Below are 21,049 nucleotides of genomic sequence, written 5' to 3' on the forward strand. Positions count from 1 at the left end.
CGTGTCTGGCGGGGGTCACGGTCCGTGTCGGGGCGTGCGGGGAAGCCAGGGCAGCTCGGCCGCGCTGCGGAGCATCGGCAGGACGGGGGTGCGGATGCCGACGGAGAGGTCCTCGTGCAGACGGGTCTCGCCGTCGAGGAAGCGCAGCAGCCGTCGCATCGGCACCTGGGCGAAGAGCCGGGCGAAGAACGCGGCGCCGTCGACGCGTCCGCTGTCGAGCGCCCGCAGCATCACCGCGTCCATGGCGCGCGAGCGGGCGGAGTGGGCGGGCGGGGGCAGCGGGTGGCGGTCCGCGTGCAGGGCCTCGGCGACGGCCCGCGTCTGACGCTGGACGGCGGAGAACGTGTACCCCGTGGACGGCCGGGTGGCACCGCCCGCCGCACCGATACGGAAGACCGACGGCGCCGCCCGGCGGGCGAAGCGGGCGTCGGTCATCGGGATGACGCCGGTCTCGGTCTCGGTGACCTCGAAGCCGCCGAGGCGCAGCGTGTCGTCGGTGTAGCGGCGCAGCGCCTCGTCGTAGGCGCGCCGGGGGAGGACGGCGTGGGAGAACTCGGTGTACTCCACGAGGGCCCGGTGGCGGTCGGTGGGCAGCAGGTAGCCGAAGGCGAGGCCCTGCGGGGGCTGCGGCACCCGGAAGTCCATGAGCATCGCCGTTCCGGGGTCGAACGCCGGGCGGTCGGTGCGGACGAACCAGCCGTGGAAGTGCTGCAGCAGGGTGGTGCGGGCCGCCGGGAGGCGGGCGAGCGGCCGGGAGTCGAACACCCAGCGGGCGTGCACGGTGACGGGGCGGCCGTCGTCCGTGCGCGCGAGGATCTCTGCGCCGTCGGCGTCGCCGCGCACCGTCTCGACGGCCGCCTCCAGCCGTCGGACGTCGTCGCTCTGGGCGAGGGCGTGGTCGACATGACATGCGAAGTCGTCGGAGCGGAGCATCTTGTAGCGGAGCGGGGCGATGTCGTCCTCGGTGGGCCGGCCGGTGGGGTCGTGGACGCGCAGCCGCCGCCATGCGGCGGTCACGGCGTCGTCGTAGGGTCCGTCCCCCGCTTCCCAGAAGCACCAGGTGCGGCGGGGCGGGCGGAGGGGGCCGGGCGGGGCGTCCAGCAGCACGGCGGTCACCCGCCGGCCCAGCGGGGCGGGGTGCGAGAGGCGGTGGGCGAGGGAAAGTCCGGCCGCTCCCGCGCCCAGGATGGCCACCTCCGCGTGCAGCACGGGCCGCTCCCTCCGTCCGGCGCTCCCACCGGCGGTCCGTCCACGACCGGTGATCTGTCAGAAGCATTCACCCGGGGAGGCCTCCGCGGATGCAGGCTCCGCCGGGTTGTCGGCCGTGTGGGTCCCACCCGCCTGATCCGAAGGGGGACGAGTCACGGGGCGCGGCGGATGCGTCGCGGACACCTCGGGCACACATCCGCAGCGGGTGACCGGCCGGGCCGTGGGGCGATCCGGACGCCACGCGGAGGCCGTCCGGCCGGTCGCGTCGATCGTGCGTCGGATCACTCGGCGTGGACGCCGGCCGCCCGGAGGCAGCGGCTGAGCCGGTGCAGACCGCGCCGTGCGTGGCTTTTGACCGTGCCCAGGGGCCAGCCGGTGAGCGCGGCGATCTGCGGCTGCGTCAGGTCGTCGTAGAAGGCGAGGGTGAGCACACGTCGTTGGGCGGCGGGCAGTCTGGCGAGCTCGCTGCCGACGAGGACCCGGTCGAGCACGACCTCGGGCTGTGCGCCGTGGTCCACCGACCCGGCCGACATGCGCGCCCCGGCCGCGGCCACCAGCTCGGCGCGTCGGGTACGGGCCGACAGGGCGTCGGCGATCTTGCGGCGGGTGATCCCGACGAGCCACGCCCCCAGCGCGCCCCGCTCCGGGGCGAACCCCGCACGTCCCCGCCACGCGGCCAGGAACACGGTCTGGGTGACGTCCTCCGCCTCCCGGACGTCCGCCAGGGAGCGCAGCGCGAGGGTGTGCACCAGCGCGCCCCACCGGTGGTAGACGGCGGCCAGGCAGGCTGCGTCACCGGCGACGAAGCCCGCGGCGAGTTCCTCGTCGGCCGGGGAGCCCTCCGTCGGAGCCCGCAGCGGGGCACTGTCGGCGGTCTGCTCGGTGACTGGGCGTGCAGTCATGACGCTGCTCCTCGTGGGGGCGGTGACCATGCCGTCGCGGGGCCGTCGCGGGCGGATGCGGGGCGTCGCGGGCGGATGCGGGGCGTCGCGGGGCCGTCGCGGGCGGATGTGGAGAGCGGTCCGCCGTGCGAGGGCTCCTCGGCCGACGCGTCGGTCGCGGTCGGCTGTCGCGGCTCACCCACCATGCGAAGCGCGCACGCGGCGCCACAACTCGCATCGTCTGTGCATCGGTTTGTGCCCGCTTCGGGTGTGCGGCGTCGCCCGATCGCTCTTTCGGGCGAGAACCGACCGCACGTTCTGCCCCGATGGCGCATCCGTGACGGCCTCGGCCGCGGAAGGCATTACGTCAGACCCGAAGCGACCGCGGCGAGAGGAACCGGGATGCGTCCCACCGAGGCGAAGGATCTTCCCGTGCCCGAGAAGGCACCCGATCCTCGGACCGAGCGCCCGCCGAGCGGCCGCCCCCGCGCGGCAGACGGCCGCCGCTCCCCCGGCGGCCGCGCACAGGCCCCGCCGGACCCGCACGACCGGCCGGGCGCGAACCGCCCCGACGCCGTCGATGCCGTCGATGCCGTCGATGCCGTCGATGCCGTCGATGCCGTCGATGCCGTCGACGGCGATGTGCCCGCGGCCGTGGGACGCGTCCTCGGCGCCCTGCTGGCCGAACGGGTGGAGCAGGCCGCCGCCCTCGACCCGGTGTTCGGCCGTGACCTCGCCGAACGCGTCGCGCGGTGCACCGTCGAGGGAGGCAAGCGGATGCGCTCCCAGTTCGTGTGGTGGGCGCTGCGCGCCTGCGGCGGCGGAGCGGCCCAGGCGGAGGCCGCCCTGCGCGTCGGTGCCGCCCTCGAACTGATCCAGACCTGCGCCCTCGTCCACGACGACGTCATGGACGGCTCCCGGCTGCGCCGCGGACGGCTCGCCCTGCACGCGGACGTCACCGCCCAGTACGCGGGCTCCGTGTCCGCCGACCGCGCCCGGCGCTTCGGCGAAGCCGCGGCGATCCTCGCCGGGGACCTGGCCCTGGCCTGGGCCGACGACACCGTCGCGGCCGTCGAGGCGCCCCCGGGCACGGCCCGCGCCCTGCGCGATCTGTGGAGCACCATGCGCACGGAGATGGTGGCCGGGCAGTACCTGGACCTCCACGGCCAGGCGACCTCCTCGCTGTCCCTGGCCCGGGCCGTCCGCGCCGCCTGCCTCAAGAGCGCGCTGTACTCGGTCGAACGTCCACTGGCGCTCGGAGCCGCCCTGGCGGGAGCGGACGGCGCGCGGAGCGCGGCGCTGTGCTCGGCGGGCCGGTGCGTCGGCATCGCGTTCCAGCTGCGCGACGACCTCGCCGACGTCTTCGGCGACCCCCGGCGCACCGGCAAACCCGCGGGCGGCGACATCCGGGCGGGCAAACCCACTTACCTGGTGGCGGTGGCGCGGGGTCGAGCGGAGACGACCGGCGACCGCCGTGCCAGCGCCGTGCTGCGGCACTCCCTCGGCCGCGCCGACCTCTCCGAGAGCGGTCTCGCGGAGGTCCGTGACGTGCTGGAGGCCACCGGCGCACGTGACCTCGTCGAGGCGAAGATCGACCGGCTGGTCGCCCAGGGGATGCGCCACCTCGACTCCGCCGTCCTGGAGCCGCAGGCCCGAGGGCGCCTTCGACGGCTGCTGCACGCCTCGGCAGGCACGACCCCCACCTCCATCCTCAGCCCCAGTCCCAGTCCCAGTCCCAGTCCCTCACCCGGAGCGTGCGGAGGAGAGGACGGCGGTCTGCCGTTCACCCTCCTCCTCTCCGCCGGCGCCGACGGAGTCCTGCGATGACCAGAACCGTTCCCGGGCCCACGGATCACGTCGTGGTGATCGGCGCCGGGCTCTCCGGCCTGGCGACGACGCTGCACCTGCTCGGCGCGGGCCGCCGGGTCACCCTGCTCGAACGCGACACACTGCCCGGAGGCCGCGCCGGACGTCTGGAGCGCGGCGGCTACCGCATCGACACCGGGCCCACCGTGCTGACCATGCCCGACCTCGCCGACGAGGCGTTCGCGGCGGTCGGCGAGAACCTGCGCGACCGCGTCGACCTCATCCCCCTGCACCCCGCCTACCGGGCGCTGTTCGCCGACGGCAGCGGCCTCGACGTGCACACCGACCCGCGGGCGATGGAAGCGGAGGTCGAACGCTTCGCGGGGGTCGCGGAAGCCGCGGGCTACCGACGGCTGCGCGTCTGGCTGGAGCGGTTGTACCGGGCTCAGATGCGGCGCTTCATCGACGCCAACTTCGACTCCCCCTTCCAACTGCTGACCCCGGACCTGGCCCGGCTCGCCGCCCTCGGCGGATTCGGCCGGCTGGACGCGAGGATCGGCCGTCACCTGCGCGACGAACGGCTGCGCCGCGTCTTCTCCTTCCAGGCGCTGTACGCCGGAGTCACCCCGGCGCGGGCCCTGGCCGCGTACGCCGTGATCGCCTACATGGACACCGTCGCCGGCGTGTACTTCCCCCGCGGGGGGATGCACGCCCTGCCGCAGGCCATGGCGGACGCCGCCACGAAGGCGGGCGCCGATCTGCGGTTCGGCCAGGACGTCACCCGGCTGGAACGCTCGGCCGACCGGGTCACCGCCGTCGTCACCGGCCAGGACCGCATCGCCTGCGACGCCGTGGTCCTGACCCCGGACCTGCCGGTCTCCTACGGGCTCCTCGGCCGCACACCGCGCCGCCCCCTGGCGATCCGGCACGCGCCGTCGGCCGTCGTCCTGCACGCCGGAACCGACCGCACCTGGCCCGGACTCGCGCACCACACCCTGTCGTTCGGGGCGCGGTGGCACCGCACCTTCGACGAACTCACCCGCGAGGGACGCTTGATGAGCGACCCGTCGCTGCTCATCACCCGGCCCACCGCCACCGACCCGGCGCTCGCGCCGCCCGGCCGCCACCTCCACTACATCCTGGCCCCCTGCCCGAACACCGACATCGGGCCGGGCGCCGCCGCCTGGAGCGACCTCGCACCGCGCTACCGCGACAGCGTCCTGCGGGAACTCGAACGACGCGGACTCGACGGCATCGCCGACGCCGTGGAGGAGGAGGTCCTCGTCACCCCCGCCGACTGGACGGCCCAGGGGCACGCGGCCGGCACCCCCTTCTCGGCCGCCCACACCTTCGCGCAGACCGGCCCGTTCCGGCCGCGCAACCTCGTCCGCGGCACCGCCAACGCCGTGCTCGCGGGCTGCGGCACCACACCCGGGGTGGGCGTCCCCACCGTGCTGCTGTCCGGCAAGCTCGCCGCGGCGCGGATCACCGGCCGGCACGCGCCCCCCGGACCCCGGCGCGAGCGCACCCCGTCGACGGTGGCCGCCACGCCGCCCGTGTCCCCCGTGCCGCCCACATCACCCACGCCGTCCGTGTCGCCCGTGCAGGAAGGAACGCGCCCGTGACCGCCCGGGAACTCGACGCCGCGCGCATCACCGAACCGGCGCTGCGCGCGGCCTACGCACAATGCCGTCGGCTCAACGCCCGGCACGGCAGGACGTACTTCCTCGCCACCCGGCTGCTGCCCGTGGAGCGCCGTCCCGCCGTCCACGCCCTCTACGGATTCGCCCGCTGGGCCGACGACATCGTCGACTCCCTGGACGCGGACGTCCCCGTCCATCGCCGCGCGGCCGACCTCGCCGGCCTCCAGGAGCGCCTGCGCCGCGGCCTCCGGGACGGCCGCAGCACCGAGCCGGTGGTCCTCGCGCTCGCCGACACCGCCCGGCGCTATGCCATCGACCACCGGCACTTCGACGACTTCATGGCGTCCATGCGCAGCGACCTTGAGGTCACCGACTACCCGACCTACGCCGACCTGCGCGCCTACATGCACGGCTCGGCCGCGGTGATCGGACTGCAGATGCTGCCGATCCTGGGCACCGTGGTCCCCCGCGAGGAAGCGGCCCCGCACGCCGCGGCCCTGGGGGTCGCCTTCCAGCTGAGCAACTTCCTGCGCGACGCCGGGGAGGACCTCGACCGCGGACGCGTCTACCTGCCCGCCGACCTGCTGTCCGCGCACGGCGTGGACCGCGAGCTGCTGCACTGGAGCCGGAGCACCTGCCGCCGCGACCCACGGATCCGCGCGGCACTCGAAGCCTTCGCGCACCTGACCCGGGGCGTCTACCGCGAGGCCGCGCCGGGAATCGCCATGCTCGACCCGGTGTCCCGTCCCTGCATCCGCACCGCCTTCGTGCTGTACGGCGGCATCCTGGACGCGGTCGCCGCCGACGGATACACGGTGCTGCACCGCCGTGCCGTGGTCCCGCGGCGACGGCGCGCCGCGGTGGCCGCCGACGGACTGGTGCGCCTGCTGGCCGCCCGCGCCGCAGCCCGCGCCGGCCGCCGGCCGGTGCCGCTCTCCCCCACGCCCGCGCCCGCCGGACGACGGCCCACGGCGTCCGCGACCGCCGCCGCGGCGCCCCTGCACGAGGAGGTCGTGTGAGCCCTGACCGTCCCCCGCGCCGCGGACGCTTTCCGCTGTCGCTGCGCAGGCACCCGATCGCCTGGGAGCGACAGCGTCCGACCTGGCGCGAGGCCCGCCCGGCGGTGATCGCCCGGGCGCTCAAAGACGCGCAGGGCCGCCCCTCGGGCAACTGGTACGTCGTGGGCGCGAGCCGGGACGTCCGCGACGACCGGCCCCTGGCCCGCACGATCGCCGGGCAGGAGATCGTCGTGTGGCGCGACGCTTCGGGCCGGCTGGTCGCCGGGCCGGGAATCTGCCCACACCTGGGGGCGCCGCTGCGCGACAGCCCCGTGCGGTGCGGCACCCTGGTCTGCCACTGGCACGGACTCGCCCTGCGCGGCGGTCCGTTCGCGGGCTGGGACCCCCTGCCGGCACACGACGACGGCGTCCTGGTGTGGGTGCGCCTGGACGAGGTGGGCGGCGAGCCTCCTCTCGAAGCGCCGGTGGTGCCGGCCAGGCCCGCCCTGGCGGGCGCGGTGTCGGCCGTCTATGTGGGCATCGGCACGTGTGAGCCGGAGGACGTGATGGCCAACCGGCTCGATCCGTGGCACGGCGCCTGGTTCCACCCCTACTCCTTCGTCGACCTGACCGTCGTCGAGGCCCCCGGAGCGACCGCGCGGGGCACGGCGGCGGCGCCCGGGACGGCGGCGGCGCACGACGGGGAGCGGGAGGACGGTTTCACCGTCGACGTCTCCTTCAAGCTCGCCGGCCGGCTGGTGGTGCCCGTCCGCGCGGTGTTCACCGCGCCCGAGCCGCGCACGGTCGTCATGCGCATCACCGAGGGCGAGGGCCGGGGATCGGTGGTGGAGACCCACGCGACGCCGCTCGGACGCGACGACCGGGGCAGGCCGCGCACGGCGGTGGTGGAGGCGGTCGTGGCGGCGTCGGAGCGCCCCGGTTTCGGTGTGGCGCGCACGTTGTCGCCGCTGCTGCGTCCGCTGGTGCGGGCCGCCGCCGGACGTCTGTGGCGTGACGACCTCGCCTACGCGCAACGGCGCTGGCACCTGCGCTCGACGGGACGCTTCCCCGGCTGAGCCGATCCCGGCCCTGTCGTCGTTCGCGTCGTTCTCAGCACGCCATCCGGCAACTTCTCCCGTCCGCCGATCCCGTGCAGCGTCCGGGGGGCTTCCTCACGACTTCACCGCCTCGGCGTGCTCCGTCCGCCGCGGCCGGATGTCCGCGGGCGCGGCCGTCCGCACGCCCGCCGTCATGCGGCCGACCACTGATGCGGGCTGCCTCCCCGCCACTCGACCCAGCGCGCGTCGTCGAGCACGCCGTCCGGGTCGGCGACGCCGGCCGCTTCGAGGAACACCGTCAAATCGTGGTCGGAGTAGGCAGTGCCGAGAATCTCGTCCCGCCCGCCGGTGTGCACGGTCACCCGCCGGCCGCCCGACGGGGACGGTCGGTGGACGACGATCGGAGCACCGGCCATACCTCCAGCGTGCCTCCCGGCCGGCGCCGGAGCCAGTCCGCGGCGGCCCGAGTCCGACGCGACGGTGTGACGAGGGCGGCCGGACACCCCGCGGGCGGTCCGTTCAACCGTTCGGTTGACATCGGGTTCCGCCTTTCGCCGCCCCGGTCGATGCGGACGGAGGACGCGAGGCGGCACCGGGCCCGCCCACACTGGCAGGGCCCAGGCGCCGGGCCCCCTACGCCACCCCCCTCAGAGAGGTCCGTGCAGCGTGCCCAGTTTTCTCAGCAGACGACATGTCCTCGCCACCGGCGCCGGCGCCGCTCTCGGTCTCGGCGCGACCGGTGCGACCGGTGCGAACGCGGCCCCGGCGGCCGCCGCCCCCACCGCCTCCCGACACCCGGCCGGCGCCGGGGCCGAGGAGAGAAGGACGCTGGACGAGCTCTACCGGGACGCCGTCGCGGAAGGCGGCAGGCTCGTGGTCTACGCCGGCGGCGACACCCCCACCCAGCAGGACTTGACGAAGGCCGCTTTCCGCAACCGCTTCCCGGACATCGACCTGACGCTCGTCGTCGACTACAGCAAGTACCACGACGTCCGCCTCGACAACCAGTTCGCGACCGGCAGCGTCGTGCCGGACGTCATGCAGCTCCAGACCCTCCAGGACTTCACACGCTGGAAGGACCAGGGCCGTCTGCTGCACTACCGGCCCGCCGGGTTCTCCCGGTTGTACGACGCCTTCAAGGACCCCGAGGGCGCGTGGGTGGCCGTCGGCGCGCTCGCCTTCAGCTTCATGTACGCCCCGGCGGCCGTCGGCTCCCGACCGCCCCTCACCCCGCTCGACCTCGTCGACCCCCGGTGGAAGGGGCAGATCGCCTCCTCGTACCCGCACGACGACGACGCGGTGCTGTACCTGTACTCCCTGTACGTGCGGAAGTACGGCTGGCAGTGGGCGGCGAAGCTGGCCGCCCAGGACGTGCGCTTCGCCCGGGGCAGCCACACGCCCAGGCAGGCCGTAACCGCCGGCGAGAAGGCGATCGGCATCGGCGGCGGTGGATCGCTGACCGCTCCGCCGTCCTCGCCGGTCCGCTTCGTCGCCGCCGACGGCCACCCGTTCATGGCCTGGGGGCAGCGCGCGGCGATCCTCAAGCAGGCCGCCCACCCCACGGCCGCCAAACTCTTCCTCAACTGGCAGCTGTCGCCGGAGAGGCAGAACGGTTCCTCCAACGGCTGGTCCGTGCGCACCGACGTCACCCCGCCCGGCGGCCTCAAGCCGATCTGGGAGTACCCGAACGGCAACCTGGACGGCTTCCCCCGCTTCATGGCGGACCGGGCCCAGGTCGAGCGCTGGAAGCAGACCTTCGCCCTGTACTTCGGCGAGGTCCAGGGCGAGCCGACGCCCGGCCGGCTGGGGCTGCACCCGGGGGCATAGCCACGCGGCGGGGGCCGCCGGTGCGCCGGAGAGACGACCGGCGGCCGGCGGTCCTGGCGGCACGCGGGCGGTGCAGGCGGTGGATAGACTCGGGCGGCCTGTCCGAGTGGATCATCCGTCCAGGGGAGTTCGCCGTGACCGACCACGCCTCCGTCCGCACCCCGTCGTCGGCCCGCCGCGCCCTGCCGACGCTCGACCGCGTCCCGCATCTCGTCTTCTTCTGCGTCGTCGGCGCCGCGTCGGTCCGGCTCGTCCGTGAACCGAACCCGCTGTGCACGGAGATCGTGGCCGTCAGCGGACTGCTCGCCGTGGGCTACGCGGCGGGCTTATGGCTGTGGAGCAGATTCGACGGACTCACCCGCAGTCTGTGGGTGACCGCCCTGCTGCTGCTCTGGACCACGCTCATGGTCCTCAACCCGCCGCCCCTGGCCGCCGCCTACGCCTGGTGCGGTGTGCCGCTGGCCTGTCTGGTCCTGCGCGCCCTCGGCCGACACGGCGCGACGATCGCGCTGGCCGGCATCACCGCGGTGCTGCTCGGCGGGCTGACCCACCAGGCGGGGGGATTCGACGCCGAGAAGGTCCTGATCCCCGTGGCGGCCGTCTGGGGCACCGTGACGTTGTACCGCACGCTGCAGCGGGACGCGACGGAACGTCAGCGGCTGCTGGCGGAGCTGCGCGGGACGCGGCGCGTGCTGGCGGACGAACAGCGCAGGGCGGGGGCACTCGCGGAGCGGGAGCGGATCGCCAGGGATCTGCACGACACCCTCGCGCAGGAGCTCGCCGGCCATCTGATGCTGCTGCACGCCGCGGAACGGGATCTGGTGGAGCGGCCGGACGCCGCGCGCGACCGGGTCCGCGCGGCCGTCGACGGGCTGGACGCGGGCCTCGCGGAGACCCGGCGCATCATTCACGACCTCACCCCGTCCGCCGTGGTCGAGTCCGGCCTCGAGGACTCCCTGAGGCTGCTGTGCGGCCGCGCGCAGCGGGAGGGGGCGGCCGGGTGCGTGACGTTCCGTTCGGTGGGAGCCCACCCGGCGGAGGTGAGCGTGGAAGCCGCGGCCACGCTGTTCCGGGTCGCGCAGAGCTCGCTGGCCAACGTCAGGGAGCACGCGCGCGCCGGGAACGTGCTGGTGACGCTTCGTCAGCGGCAGGGCGCGCTCGAGCTGGAGCTGCTGGACGACGGCATCGGTTTCGTCCCCGACGCCGCCGGCGCGGCCACTGCGCGGGGCCGCGGTCTCGGGCTGCCGGCGGCACGGGCACGGCTGCGTGAGCTGGACGGTGACCTGCACGTCGACAGCGAGCCCGGCCGGGGCACGCGGATACGGGCCGTGGTCGCGGCCCGCCGCGCCTCGGGCCGTGCGCTGCCCGCGGCAACGGCCGTGAACCGGTGACGGCGGGCGGGGTGCGGCTGCTGATCGCCGACGACCATGTGGTGGTTCGCGCGGGCCTGCGGGCGCTGCTGGAGGGCGAGCCCGGCATCGAGGTGGCCGGGGAGGCCGGCAGCGGCGAGGAGGCCGTGCGTCTGGCCCGGGAGCTCGCGCCCGACGTCGTCCTGATGGATCTGCGGTTCGCCGGCGGGGGCATGGACGGCGTCGAGGCGGTCCGGCGGTTGACAGCCGAGGCGCCGGAGCTGCCGGTGGTCATGCTGACCAGTTACGCGGGGCGGGCGGACGTCGTGCGCGCGCTGGAGGCCGGCGCGCGCGGGTACGTGCTGAAGGCCGGCCCGCCCGAGGAGCTGTTCCGTGCCGTGCGTGGCGTGGCCGCCGGCGGCATGGGTCTGACGCCGGAGATCGTCGAGGGTCTCGTCGGCCAGGTGATCGGCGTCCGGACGGAATTGACGCAACGTGAGCTGGACGTCGTCCGGCTGATGGCCGAGGGGCACGGCAACCGTTCCATCGCCAAGACCCTCTTCCTGAGCGAAGCGACGATCAAGACGCATCTGGTGCGCGCCTACCGCAAACTCGGGGTCGACAACCGGGCGGCCGCCGTCTCGGAAGCGGCTCGCAGGGGCCTTATCGACCTCTCGCCCTGAGCCCCCTGCCGACGGGCGGCTCCCGGATCGCGACATGATCGGTACGGTGGAGCAGGGCGACGAGAGGGGCTGCGGGACCGTGAGCGAGCATCAGGCGATCACGACGGCGAAGGAAGCCGCCGACCACGAGTTGATCCTGGCGTTCGGGCGCTTGCAGGGCGCGGCCAACCGGCTCGAGTACATCCTCGGACGGGCCCTCGAGGTGGAGTGCGGGATCAGCCACCTGATGTTCGAGGTGCTGCTCATCCTGGGGCGGGCGGGCACCCCGGGTCTGTCGATGAGGGCCGTCGCCCAGGAACAGGTGCTGACCACGGGGGGCGCCACCCGGCTGGTGGACCGCATGGAGGCGGCGGGTCTGGTAGCGCGGGTGGAATCCCCCGCGGACCGTCGGGGAAAGCTCGTCAGCCTCACCGCACTGGGCGAGGAGACGGCCGTCCGGGCCGCCCGGGTGCACGCCGAGAACATCCGGCGCCACTTCGTGGAGCCGCTTCCCGCGGACCACCGCGCGCAGTTCGCGGAGGACCTGCGCATCCTCAGCCATGCGGCTCGGGACACGCTGCCCCGGCTGCCCTGACCTGGGCCGGGCGAACCGCCCGACAGTCCCGGCAGGCACCGTGCCGGGTGCCCGCCCGACCTCCTCGGCACCCGACGAGGGATGCTCCGCCGGGCCGGTCGCCGGGGTCCCGCGACCGGCCGGCTCCTGTCCGAGGGGCGTCGACCGCCTTTCCCGGCGTGCCGTCCGTACCGACGAATCCGGTCCAGAGGCTTGACGTCACCGGTATGACTGCGCTGACATGGCTGCGCAGTCATACGGAGCGTCATCATCGACGACACCGGCTGCACCGGGTTCGGACGGCGATCGCCTGGAGACTTCATGACGCGAGCGGCAGGCAGGGACACGCGCCACGGCACACCGTGCGGTGACGGCACCGCCCCGGCGAGCCCTCGTCCCCTTCCGGCGACGTCCCCGGCGGCGGTTATGCGGTAGCCCGACACACGGCTGACCCGGGGCGCACAAACCCCGAGCACAGTCCGTTTTCCCCCAGACCACAGCCCGCTTCCCACCGATCCCGTCACCCCGGGCGAGCCGCCGTACCGGCTGCTCGACCCCTCGTTCCTCCCCGGCCGGGCACACCCTGCCCGCACCACCGGGGATTCCGAACCCGAACCCGGGCACCGGGCCGTCCGCGCCTCCGTCGCCGAACGGCCCCTCGACTCCCCACCCGCATCAGGGAATCCGGCCGTCCCCCCGGCCGTCCCCAAGGAGGAACCGTGCAGAGAAGAATGCTGGGCAGAGCGCTCGCAACGTTCGCCGCGGCCTCGGCGTTGCTGGCTGTACCGGCCGGAGCGCAGGCGTACAACCCGACGGGCGGAACCCTGTATCAGCTCGGCAGCGAGCCGTGTCTGAAGGGACGCGGCAACTGCGCGGTCTACCCCAAGTCGGCGCAGCTGCCGAGCGGACGGCTGGTGGCCGCGTTCGAGAAGTCCACGGTCGTGACGGCGTCGGGCAGCGCCGACGGACAGACCCTCCCCGTCTACAGGAGCGACGACAAGGGCACGTCCTGGCAGCCGCTGTCCGAGGTCAAGGCGCCCGCGTACATCTCCTCCGACCCGCAGTACGCGAAGTACACGAGCAACTGGACCAACCCCTACCTCTACGTCCTCCCCCAGGACGTCGGAGACCTGAAGCAGGGCACGCTGCTCCTCGCGACGGTGGTGTCGGGCGACGACTACTACTACAAGGAGCACAAGGCCGCCGACCCCAACTGGATCCCGTCCAACGACGGGGACCGCAAGGACCTGGCGATCGCCCTGTACTCCAGCAGCGACGAGGGTGCGACGTGGAAGATCCTCAACGTCGTCGCGACGGGCGGCTGGCAGGGCGGCAGCGCCGGCGCGGTCGGCCAGAACATCGCGAACGCCAACACGAACAGGCAGGTGGATCCCCTCTGGGAGCCGTACCTGATGGTCTACAAGGGCCAACTCGTCTGCTACTACTCCGACGAGAACGACTACACCGGCTTCAACGCGACCACCGGCGTCCCGACCCTCGACCCCGCCAACGGCACCGCCACGGATTCCCTCGGCCAGATCCTCGTGCACAGGACCTGGGACGGCCGCAGCGCCAACTGGAGCTCTCCCGTCGTCGACATCGCCGGGCTGACCCGGGACATGGGCGGCGGCAAGTCGGAGATCGGGGGCGGCCGGCCGGGCATGACGAACCTCGTCCGCACCACGGACGGCAAGTGGATGATCACCTACGAGTACTGGGGCGGCGGAGCCAACACCCGCTACCAGATCGCAGGCGACCCGCTGAAGTTCTCCACCGGATCGGCCGCCGGCACGGGGGTCGACTCACTGCCGGTCGACGCCGGCTCCCATCCCCTCGCGATGGGCGGCAGTCCGGTCCTCATCAGGCTCCCCGGCGGCCGCCTGGTCTACAACGCCGCCGGCAGCGGCAACGTCTGGGTCAACGAGAGCGGACGCAGCGACGGCACGTGGAAGGAGTACCAGACGACCTCGCCGGGCGCCTACAGCCGCGACCTGCAGTACGTCGACGGCACCGGGCGCGTGGTGATCCTCAACAACCAGGGCACCTCGACGCTCAAGTTCGCCGAAGTCGACCTCGGCCACACCGACGGCGCCTACTACCAGTTGGTGAACCGCAAGACCGACCAGGTCATCGGGACCGGCAACAAGACCAACGACGCCAACCTCGGCAACGGAGACGTTCCCGACGTCCGTCTGGAGTCCCCCGGTTCCGCGGCGAACGCGGACACCCAGTTCTGGCACCTGACGACCGAGCCCGGCGGCGGCGTGACCCTGCTGAACAAGGCGGGCGGGCGGGCCGCGGCCATCTGGACGGGCAACGCGACGGTCGGCCAGAAGATCGGCCAGTGGGTCGACAACAGCGGTACCGGCACCTGGAACCTGGTCAGGACCAGCGACGGCTTCTACCGGCTGCAGTCGGTCAAGAACCCGAGCCTGTACCTGACCGGTGCGGCCGCCGGGGGGCAACTGACCCTGCAGAACTCGGCCACCGACGGCTCGCAGGACTGGGAGCTCGTCCAGTAGGCCCCCGCCTCAACCCGCTGACCGCGGGCCGTCAACGCCTCCGGCAGCAGGTCCACCGCCTCCTCGAAGCCGCAGGCCGCCGACGTCAACACCGCCGTCGCGGGGGGGGGCATGGACGAGCGGCGCGCCACCCAAGGTGCTGCTCACCTTCTGAGCCCCGCGCGGACGCTCACCGACGGCGGGAGCGAGACCGCGTCCGGTCGTACGGACCACGACGAACGGGGCCGGACGACCGGGCGGCCCGCCGTCACGGACGCGGGTCCACCGTGATGTGCGGCGACAGCGCGCGGAGGAAGTCCGGCGCGTCGAAGACCTTACCCGCGGAGGCGACGCCGACCGCCTCGATGCGCCCCGTGAGAACGCGGCCGACCGCCTCGACCACCAGGGGCGCGGTGACGGCGTAGATGTCCCGGCCGCGGGCCACGGCCCGCCGTTCGGCGTCGCCGGAGCGCACCACGACGTCGACGACAAAAGTCTGGTCGGAGCGCCCGCGCTCGTCGGCCGCGGCCGGCACCGGGGTCTCCGGTGCCGCGATGTCCCGGGCCGCCTCGACCGTCATGTAGGTCCGCACGTCGGGGACGGACAGGTGGCTCGGCACGGTCACGACGTCGGCCATCGTGAACTCCCCGACGACGGACCGCAGCCCCAGCGGCTCGGGGAAGGGCCATTCCAGGATCGGCGAGGCGTCGTCGCGGTATTCCAGCTGTCCGCCGGCGTAGCGGACGCGTCGGCCGTCGCGCCGCCGGCGGGAGACCGCGCCCGCCGTGCGCGTTCCGGCGGTGGGATGCCAGCTGCTCAGCCCGTACGCGATGTGCACCTCGTCAGCGGTCGCCCAGTCCTGCGCGGCCGCGGTGACCAGCAGGTCGCCGAGGCCGCCGAAGAACGCCATCGCCGGCACGACCAGCACACCCGCCTCCCGTGCCCGGTCGGCGAAGCGCGCGAAGGTGTCGGCGTTGGCCTCGATCTCGGCCGCCACGTCGAGGTACGGGATACGGGCCCGCAGCGCCGCCTCGATCACGGGGGCGGCCGTCGTGGCGAAGGGCCCGGCGCAGTTGATCACTGCCGCGGCGCCGGCCAGTGCCCGGTCGAGGGAGGCCGGGTCGTCGACGGACGCCGGACGGGCCTCCCAGCCCGTCTCGTGCTCCAGCGCCTTCAGCTGATCGGCGTCGCGGCCGGAGAGGACCGGGAGGAACCCGCGCTCGCCGAGCTCCGTCACCACGAACCGCCCGGTGTGCCCGTAAGCGCCGAAGACCGCCACACGCTGTCCCGTTCCCATGTTCTCTCCTGCGACTCGATCGTTTTACTGCGCGCTCTTCGTCCGCCGCGCTCCGTCATGGACATCCTGGCGAAGATCCGCTCCCGGCCGCGACCGTCCGGAACGCCATTCCTCGTACACTTCCGGACATGACCACCGTCGCGCTGGCCGTCACCGACGGCATGCTGCACTTCGAACTGGCCCTGGCGTGCGAGGTGTTCGGCTCCGACCTGACCGGCGTGGCGGACCCCTGGTACCACTTCTCGCTCTGCGGGCCGGCCGCGGTGCGGGTGGGCCACTTCCGGCTGGAGCCCGATCACGGACTCGACCGGCTCGAGCACGCCGACACCGTGATCGTGCCGGGCTGGGCCGACATCGACCGCGATCCGCCGGCCGAGCTGGTCGAGGCGGTGCGCGCGGCCCACGAGGCGGGCGCCCGCGTGGCCTCGCTCTGCACGGGCGCCTTCGTGCTGGCCGCCGCCGGTCTGCTGGACGGCCGGCGGGCGACCACGCACTGGGCGCACGCCGAGGAGCTGGCTGCGCGTCACCCGCGGGTGACGGTCGACCCGGACGTTCTCTACGTGGACGACGGCAGCGTGCTCACCTCCGCCGGCAAGGCCGCCGCCATGGATCTGTGCCTGCATCTCGTACGCCTCGACCACGGCTCGTCGGTCGCCAACACGCTCGCCCGCCGCCTGGTCGTGCCGCCGCACCGGGACGGCGGCCAGGCCCAGTTCGTCAGAACGCCGATTCCCGCCCCGGGCAACCACCCGCTCGCCGAGCTGTTCCCCTGGGCGCTGCGTCGGCTGGACCGTCCGCTCACCGTGGAGGACCTGGCCCGCCGGGCGCGGATGAGTTCGCGCCATCTCGGCCGCCACTTCAGGTCGGTCACCGGCACCACTCCGCTGCAGTGGCTGCTCACCCAGCGGATCCGCCGTGCGCAGGAGTTGCTGGAGACCACCGACGACACCGTCGACACCATCGCGACGGCCACCGGCATGGGCACCGCCACGACACTGCGGCGGCACTTCAACCGGACGGTCGGGGTGCCGCCGGACGCCTACCGCCGCACCTTCCGCTCCCGCGGTCTTCCCCCGGCGCACAGGTGACACAGGTGACACACGAGCGGGACCGGATGAAACAGGGCGTTGACAGCGCCGCATATGCGCCTCAGGATGTCAGCCACTCACTCCGCCGCTGGTCAGGAAGACGCTTCCCCGCCGATTGAAACGTTTTAAGGAACCACCGTGCCGCCTGTCGCCCCACCCTCCCGCGCCGCCCGAAGACACCGTGGATCCCGCATGGCCGGAACCCCGCGTTCTCTTCTGACGGTCCTGCTGGTCGTCTGCTTCGCCGTCTTCGGCGGCGTGACCGGACAGTTGCCCCTGGCGAGCGCCGCCCAGGGCGCCCCCGCGGCGCTGACGGTGAACAGCCTGACCACGCCCGTCGACGTGGCCCCCGACTCCACCCCGCTGCTCGGCTGGCAGGTCGGCGGCGATCGGCAGACCGCCTACGAGATCCAGGTCGCCACGACCTCCTCCGCCCTGACCGGCAGCCCCGACGTGTGGGACTCGAGACAGGTCACCTCCACGGCCGACAGCAACGTCTCCTACGGCGGCCCGGCCCTGACGGCCTCCTCCGGCTACTACTGGCGGGTCCGCACCTGGGACTCCTCGGGCGCGGCGTCCCCGTGGTCCGCGGCGGCGACCTTCGGCACCGGGCCGGACAGCACCTGGCCGGGCGCCACCCCGATCTGGAGCGGCGCCCCCACGGCGTGGACGGACTACACGTTCCAGGGCAGCTTCGTCATCAACGCCAAGTACGCCGGTGTCACCTTCCGCGCCCAGGACGCCAGCAACTACTACCTGTGGCAGTTCAAGGGCAACGGCGAGAACACCATCGCCCCCCAGATCCAGAAGAACGGCGCCTTCACCGCACTCAAGACCGCCGCGGCCCTCCCCTTCGCCCTCACCACCGGCTCCACCTACGACTTCCGCATCGTCGCCTCCGGCTCCACCTTCACCACCTCCCTCAAGGCCCACGCCGACACCACCTGGACCCAGGTCGACACCACCACCGACACCACCTTCAGCGCCGGCGGCATCGGCTTCCGCACCGGTCTGACCGAACAGGCCACGTTCGACGACCTCACCGTCACCGGCAGCGGCGGCCAGTCGCTCTACAGCAACGACTTCGGCGACACCGACAACGCCGACTTCACCTGCGGCACCGTCACGGGCGGCGCCCTGTTCGTCGACAAGGCGAAGAACTGCGGCACCGGCTTCCCGACCGCGTGGACGGACTACACGTTCCAGGGCAGCTTCGTCATCAACGCCAAGTACGCCGGTGTCACCTTCCGCGCCCAGGACACCAGCAACTACTACCTGTGGCAGTTCAAGGGCAACGGCGAGAACACCATCGCCCCCCAGATCCAGAAGAACGGCGCCTTCACCGCACTCAAGACCGCCGCGGCCCTCCCCTTCGCCCTCACCACCGGCTCCACCTACGACTTCCGCATCGTCGCCTCCGGCTCCACCTTCACCACCTCCCTCAAGGCCCACGCCGACACCACCTGGACCCAGGTCGACACCACCACCGACACCACCTTCAGCGCCGGCGGCATCGGCTTCCGCACCGGCAGCACGGAGCAGGCCACGTTCGACGACCTCACCGTCACCGGAGACAACAACCGGTCGCTGTACGGCAACGACTTCAGCGACGCCGCCAACGCCGACTTCACCTGCGGCACCGTCACGGGGGGCGCCCTGTCCCTCGGTACGGGCAAGAACTGCGGCACCGGGCTGCTGACGGTTCCCAGCTGGTCCTTCCTGCGCGGCAGCACCAGGCTCGCCGCCGGCAAGAGCATCGCCTGGGCCCACCTGTACGCCACCGGCGCGTCGACCACTCCGGCACGCCAGTTCGTCTACAAGCTGTGGGTCAACGGCAGTTTCGTCGGCGTGGGCCCGACCCGCCCGGTCGGCTCAGAAGCCCGCTACGACGGATACGACGTCACCTCGCTGCTGACCGCCGGCACCGTCAACACCGTCGGCGCCCTCGCCTACACCACCAGCGATCAGCGCTTCCTCGCCCAACTGGTGGTCCGCTACAGCGACGGCACCACCAAGACCCTGAGCACCGGCGCCGGCTGGAAGTCCCTGGACGGCACCCACATCCTGCCCAACGCCGGTTCCATCGGCACCAGTTACTACACCGCCCCCAAGGAGAACATCGACGCCCGCCGCTACCCCTTCGGCTTCGCCACGTCCGCCTTCGACGCCTCCGCGTGGCCCGCGGCCGTCACCAAGAGCGCCTTCACCAACCTCCAGCCTGCGCCCACCGCGAAGGTGCGGCAGGCCTTCAAGGCTCCTGTTTCCATCACCGAGTACTCCTCCGGCAACTACTTCCTCGACTACGGCCGCACCTGGATCGGCGGTCTGTCCCTGAGCTTGACGGGCACCACCGGGCAGGTGGTCGACATCCGCTACGGCGAGGTCACCTCCGGCACGAACACGGTCAAGTACCAGACCTCGGCCGGCAACACCTACCAGGACAAGTGGGTCCTGAAGTCCGGCAGTCAGCAACTGGAGACCTGGGGCCTGCGGGTCTTCCGGTACGTCCAGGTGATCGGCGCCCCGACAGGGCTGACCGGGTCCGACTTCAAGGCCGAGGCGTACCTCTACCCGTTCGACGGGTCGGCGGGCGCCTTCGCCTCCTCCGACACCTCGCTCAACGCGGTCTGGGCGCTGTCCCGCAACACCGTCGAGGCGACCAACCTCAACCTGTACGTCGACTCGTGGGAGCGCGAACGCGACATCTACGAAGCCGACACCTATCTGCAGCTCATGGGCAACCTCTACACGGGCGGTGACACGGCACTGGGCGACTACTCCCTGAACTTCCTCAGGTCCAACCGCACCTGGCCCACCGAATGGCCCATGTACGTGATCCTGGCCATGCACGACAGTTACGAGACGACCGGCAACACCGCGCCGCTGTCCGCCGCGTACACCGCCCTGCAGGGCAAGCTGCCGGACAAGTGGTACGAGTCCGCGACCGGTCTGATCCACAAGACCACCGGCAGCACGGGCGCCAGCAGCTGCACCGACTGCGACATCGTCGACTGGCCCACCTCCGAGCGCGACGGCTACGTCTTCACCTCCTACAACACCGTCGTCAACGCGCTCGCCCACCGCGCCTACGAGAACATGGCCGACATCGCCACCGCACTGGGCAAGAGCGCGGACGCCACCGCCTACAGGGCGAAGGCCGACGCCATCAAGGACGCGGTCAACGCGCGGATGTGGGACTCCGCCAAGGGCGCCTACCGCGACGGCCTGAACAACGACGGCACGGTGATCAACCACTACGCCGTCCAGGCCAGCGCCTTCGCCACCGCCTTCGGTCTCGCCGACTCCTCGCAGGCCGCGCAGGTCGCCTCCTACCTGGGCAGCCGCGGCATGGCGTGCAGCGTGTACTGCGCCCCGTTCGTCATCCAGGCCCTGTACGAGGGCAACCGGCCCGACCTCGCCCACACCCTGCTGACGTCGACCGGGACCCGCAGCTGGATGAACATGATCAACGACGGGGCGGGGGCCACCATGGAGGCCTGGGACCTGTCGCTGAAGTCCAACACCACCTATTCCCACCCGTGGGCGGCCTCTCCGGCCTTCACGATCGCCCGCAGCATGTTCGGCGTCCAGCCCACCGCCCCGGGCTACCGGACCTTCCGGATAAAGCCGCAGCCGACGTCGGTCACCTGGGCGAACGTCACGGTTCCCACCGCGCACGGCACCGTCGGGGCCGCATACGACACCACCGGCGGCGGCCGTGTCGACGTCGGCGTGAAGGTGCCGGCCAACACGACCGCCTCGGTGTACCTGCCGGGCGGCACAGCGGGCACGACCAGCGTCTTCATGGACGGCAGCAGCGTCGCCGCCACGTACGACAACGGCTTCCTGCGCGTGGACGGCGTCCAGCCGGGCTGCCACGTCGTCACCACGGCGTCCGACAGCACCCCGTACAGCGACACCAGGCTGACCGGCATCTGCTGAGACCACCGGCTCCCCGAGACTGAGGCGCCCCGGACCTTCCGGGGCGCCTCAGTGCGCTCCGCGGGAAGACAGCCGACGGCGCCCCGCACGTCATGACGCAGCGTGCCGGCAAGGCGACGGATCCCCCACGGCCTACCACCCCGGACCGGACCACGCCCAAGTGTGCGTAACTGTGAAAAAATCGCATATGAGGCAGAAGGAGGGTCCTCGTGAG

Annotated in this window: 15 protein-coding genes; 11 read left to right on the forward strand and 4 right to left on the reverse strand. The window is 72.9% G+C overall.

Features of this window, described 5'->3' with window-relative positions; translation table 11 throughout:
- Window positions 1-15: 15 nt before the first annotated feature.
- Together QF032_RS02250 and QF032_RS02255 are read right to left on the reverse strand one after the other, a co-directional pair.
- A complete protein-coding gene (locus tag QF032_RS02250) occupies window positions 16-1,209 on the reverse strand; it encodes a lycopene cyclase family protein (protein ID WP_307039515.1) in 1,194 nt (397 codons plus the stop codon).
- Window positions 1,210-1,490: 281 nt separating this feature from the next.
- Window positions 1,491-2,111: a sigma-70 family RNA polymerase sigma factor gene (locus QF032_RS02255; protein ID WP_307054650.1), complete on the reverse strand. Its 621-nt coding sequence runs from the start codon at window positions 2,109-2,111 to the stop codon at window positions 1,491-1,493.
- 381 nt (window positions 2,112-2,492) lie between these two features.
- On the opposite strand from QF032_RS02255, the gene QF032_RS02260 reads away from it, so the two are divergent.
- Genes QF032_RS02260 through QF032_RS02275 form a run of 4 tightly spaced genes read left to right on the forward strand, consistent with a single transcriptional unit; the run spans window position 2,493 to window position 7,613 of the window.
- Window positions 2,493-3,917: a polyprenyl synthetase family protein gene (locus QF032_RS02260; protein ID WP_373430275.1), complete on the forward strand. Its 1,425-nt coding sequence runs from the start codon at window positions 2,493-2,495 to the stop codon at window positions 3,915-3,917.
- A complete protein-coding gene (locus tag QF032_RS02265; RefSeq protein WP_307054654.1) occupies window positions 3,914-5,521 on the forward strand; it encodes a phytoene desaturase in 1,608 nt (535 codons plus the stop codon). The genes QF032_RS02260 and QF032_RS02265 overlap by 4 nt, the downstream gene beginning before the upstream one ends.
- Window positions 5,518-6,558: a phytoene/squalene synthase family protein gene (locus QF032_RS02270; RefSeq protein WP_307039522.1), complete on the forward strand. Its 1,041-nt coding sequence runs from the start codon at window positions 5,518-5,520 to the stop codon at window positions 6,556-6,558. The genes QF032_RS02265 and QF032_RS02270 overlap by 4 nt, the downstream gene beginning before the upstream one ends.
- Entirely contained in the window at window positions 6,555-7,613 is a 1,059-nt protein-coding gene (locus QF032_RS02275) for a DUF5914 domain-containing protein (RefSeq protein ID WP_307054656.1), read from the forward strand. Before QF032_RS02270 ends, QF032_RS02275 begins: the two co-directional genes overlap by 4 nt.
- 173 nt (window positions 7,614-7,786) lie before the next feature.
- On the opposite strand, the gene QF032_RS02280 is transcribed toward QF032_RS02275, so the two are convergent.
- Window positions 7,787-8,011: a hypothetical protein gene (locus tag QF032_RS02280; protein WP_306955344.1), complete on the reverse strand. Its 225-nt coding sequence runs from the start codon at window positions 8,009-8,011 to the stop codon at window positions 7,787-7,789.
- 250 nt (window positions 8,012-8,261) lie between these two features.
- Here QF032_RS02280 and QF032_RS02285 point away from each other — a divergent pair, with 250 nt between their 5' ends.
- From QF032_RS02285 to QF032_RS02305, 5 genes are all read left to right on the forward strand, one after another.
- Window positions 8,262-9,422, forward strand: coding sequence for an ABC transporter substrate-binding protein (locus QF032_RS02285; protein ID WP_307054658.1), 1,161 nt, complete (start codon window positions 8,262-8,264; stop codon window positions 9,420-9,422).
- A gap of 134 nt (window positions 9,423-9,556) precedes the next feature.
- Complete coding sequence (locus QF032_RS02290; RefSeq protein WP_307054660.1) at window positions 9,557-10,813, forward strand: sensor histidine kinase; 1,257 nt, start codon at window positions 9,557-9,559, stop codon at window positions 10,811-10,813.
- Window positions 10,810-11,454 carry a response regulator transcription factor gene (locus QF032_RS02295; RefSeq protein ID WP_307039529.1) on the forward strand — a complete coding sequence of 215 codons (645 nt, stop codon included), beginning with the start codon at window positions 10,810-10,812 and terminating at the stop codon, window positions 11,452-11,454. The genes QF032_RS02290 and QF032_RS02295 overlap by 4 nt, the downstream gene beginning before the upstream one ends.
- 79 nt (window positions 11,455-11,533) lie before the next feature.
- Window positions 11,534-12,028, forward strand: coding sequence for a MarR family winged helix-turn-helix transcriptional regulator (locus QF032_RS02300; protein ID WP_307039531.1), 495 nt, complete (start codon window positions 11,534-11,536; stop codon window positions 12,026-12,028).
- 710 nt (window positions 12,029-12,738) lie between these two features.
- A complete protein-coding gene (locus QF032_RS02305) occupies window positions 12,739-14,529 on the forward strand; it encodes an RICIN domain-containing protein (protein WP_307060131.1) in 1,791 nt (596 codons plus the stop codon).
- Between the two features lie 247 nt (window positions 14,530-14,776).
- Here the strand turns inward: QF032_RS02305 and QF032_RS02310 are convergent, their stop codons facing one another.
- On the reverse strand, window positions 14,777-15,805 hold the full coding sequence (locus QF032_RS02310; RefSeq protein ID WP_307054662.1) for a saccharopine dehydrogenase family protein: 1,029 nt from the start codon (window positions 15,803-15,805) through the stop codon (window positions 14,777-14,779).
- Window positions 15,806-15,933: 128 nt separating this feature from the next.
- On the opposite strand from QF032_RS02310, the gene QF032_RS02315 reads away from it, so the two are divergent.
- Together QF032_RS02315 and QF032_RS02320 are read left to right on the forward strand one after the other, a co-directional pair.
- Window positions 15,934-16,893, forward strand: coding sequence for a helix-turn-helix domain-containing protein (locus tag QF032_RS02315; protein WP_307039535.1), 960 nt, complete (start codon window positions 15,934-15,936; stop codon window positions 16,891-16,893).
- 192 nt (window positions 16,894-17,085) lie between these two features.
- Entirely contained in the window at window positions 17,086-20,835 is a 3,750-nt protein-coding gene (locus tag QF032_RS02320; protein ID WP_307054664.1) for a family 78 glycoside hydrolase catalytic domain, read from the forward strand.
- Window positions 20,836-21,049 lie beyond the last annotated feature (214 nt).

It is taken from the genome of Streptomyces achromogenes, from assembly GCF_030816715.1.
GTDB lineage: Bacteria > Actinomycetota > Actinomycetes > Streptomycetales > Streptomycetaceae > Streptomyces > Streptomyces achromogenes_A.

Bases quoted from the DNA above. Each gene is read 5' to 3' on its own strand.
- QF032_RS02265 (WP_307054654.1), top strand. From the start codon at position 3,914: ATGACCAGAACCGTTCCCGGGCCCACGGATCACGTCGTGGTGATCGGC.
- QF032_RS02260 (WP_373430275.1), top strand. From the start codon at position 2,493: ATGCGTCCCACCGAGGCGAAGGATCTTCCCGTGCCCGAGAAGGCACCC.
- QF032_RS02310 (WP_307054662.1), bottom strand. From the start codon at position 15,805: ATGGGAACGGGACAGCGTGTGGCGGTCTTCGGCGCTTACGGGCACACC.
- QF032_RS02320 (WP_307054664.1), top strand. From the start codon at position 17,086: ATGGCCGGAACCCCGCGTTCTCTTCTGACGGTCCTGCTGGTCGTCTGC.
- QF032_RS02280 (WP_306955344.1), bottom strand. From the start codon at position 8,011: ATGGCCGGTGCTCCGATCGTCGTCCACCGACCGTCCCCGTCGGGCGGC.
- QF032_RS02255 (WP_307054650.1), bottom strand. From the start codon at position 2,111: ATGACTGCACGCCCAGTCACCGAGCAGACCGCCGACAGTGCCCCGCTG.
- QF032_RS02305 (WP_307060131.1), top strand. From the start codon at position 12,739: ATGCTGGGCAGAGCGCTCGCAACGTTCGCCGCGGCCTCGGCGTTGCTG.
- QF032_RS02315 (WP_307039535.1), top strand. From the start codon at position 15,934: ATGACCACCGTCGCGCTGGCCGTCACCGACGGCATGCTGCACTTCGAA.